This window comes from Salinicola halophilus (assembly GCF_003206155.1).
GTDB classification, from domain to species: Bacteria; Pseudomonadota; Gammaproteobacteria; order Pseudomonadales; family Halomonadaceae; genus Salinicola; species Salinicola halophilus.
This window is the reverse complement of the sequence record NZ_PZJV01000012.1, coordinates 1-1,563: the sequence shown is the minus strand read 5'-3', so window position 1 is coordinate 1,563 and position 1,563 is coordinate 1. Positions and strand designations below refer to the sequence as shown.

Annotated in this window: 1 protein-coding gene; it reads left to right on the top strand. The window is 64.3% G+C overall.

Annotated features, from left to right (window positions below):
- Window positions 1-1,563, top strand: a 1,563-nt coding sequence (locus tag DOM33_RS16050) for an Ig-like domain-containing protein (protein ID WP_162618000.1), incomplete at both ends; no start/stop codon positions are given.

Here is a 1,563-nt window from a genome sequence, read left to right as displayed (position 1 = left end):
CGGCGATACGACCAATCCCCCGACCGGCGGCGACGACGGCGATACGACCACGCCCCCGACCGGCGGCGGTGGCGGCACGACCACACCTCCGGCTGGCGGCGGTGACGGCGGCACGACCGATCCTGTTGTAACGGTCGGCCTCGACGCCATCGCCGTCGATGACATCGTCAATCGTTCGGAATCTCAGGGACCCCTGGTGTTGACGGGCAAAGGCGGTGGCGACGCCGCGCCGGGCGACGCCGTGACGATCACGATTGGCGAAACGGCCTATTCTGCCGTTCTCGATGACAACCTGACGTTTTCCATCACCGTACCCGGGTCCCTCCTGGTCGGTAATGAGTCGGCTACCGTAACCCTGACGCACACGCAGGGCGACGTCACCGTCACCGCGACTACCACACGCCCATACGGCGTCGATATCGATCCGCCATCGCCAACGGTGCAGCTCGACGCCATCGCCGGTGACGATATCGTCAACGCTGCCGAATCCAATCAGCCGATCGTGTTATCGGGCGTAGCCGGAGGAGACGCGGCGGCCGGCGATCAGGTCACGCTGCTCGTGGGCGAATCGCAGTTTACGGCCACGGTGGATGAGAACCTTCGATTCAGCGTCGAGGTGCCGGGGAACGCACTGGCGCAGGGCGGTGCCGTCATCGCCGTCATCAGTCATGCCGACGCTGCGGGTAACGTCGGTACGGCAACGACCAGCCGCGACTACGACGTCGATGTCAACTCGCCCACGCTTGGCATCGAACTCGACGCGATCGCCGGCGACAATATCGTCAACGCCGAGGAGTCGGCTCGCGATATCCCGGTGACCGGCACGGTCAGCGGCGAATACGTCGCGGGTGATAGCGTCACTCTGACGGTGGGTGACCAGAGCTATACCGGCACGCTCGACGGAGATGGCACCTTCTCCATCAACGTGCCAGGGGCGCAACTGGCACAGAACGGCAACGTTCAGGCGGCGGTAAGCCATACCGACGCCGCGGGTAACGTCGGCTCGGCGAATACGATCGCGAACTACGGTGTGGACGTTCTGCCACCTATCGCCCGGGAAGACGAGGGTGCGACTCGGCAGCAGCAAGGGCTCGAAGTGTCTGCGGATCAGGGCGTTCTCGCCAACGATAGCGACCCCGATAGTGCATCCAGTGAGTTGCGTGTCGTCGCCATCAACGGCAGCGCCAATGACATCGGCCAGGTGATCGCTGGCTCCAACGGCGGCTCGTTCATTATCCAGCCAGACGGAAGTTATCGGTTCGATCCGGGCACGGATTTCAATGCCTTGGGTGAAGGCGCAGCGGCGACTTCACAGATTAGCTACAGCGTGAGCGACAGTCAGGGCAATACGTCGACGGCGACTTTGACGGTGACCGTCACCGGCACCAACGATGCGCCGACGGTTGAGGCCGAACTCACCGCCAACGCCACCGAAGACGGTGCCGCGGTCACGCTGGATCTACTCACCGGCGCTGCCGACGTCGATAGCGGCGATACGCTCAGCGCGATCGTGCCGAATGAACTGCCCGCGGGCGTCACGTTCGATGCCGCGACCGGTGCGCT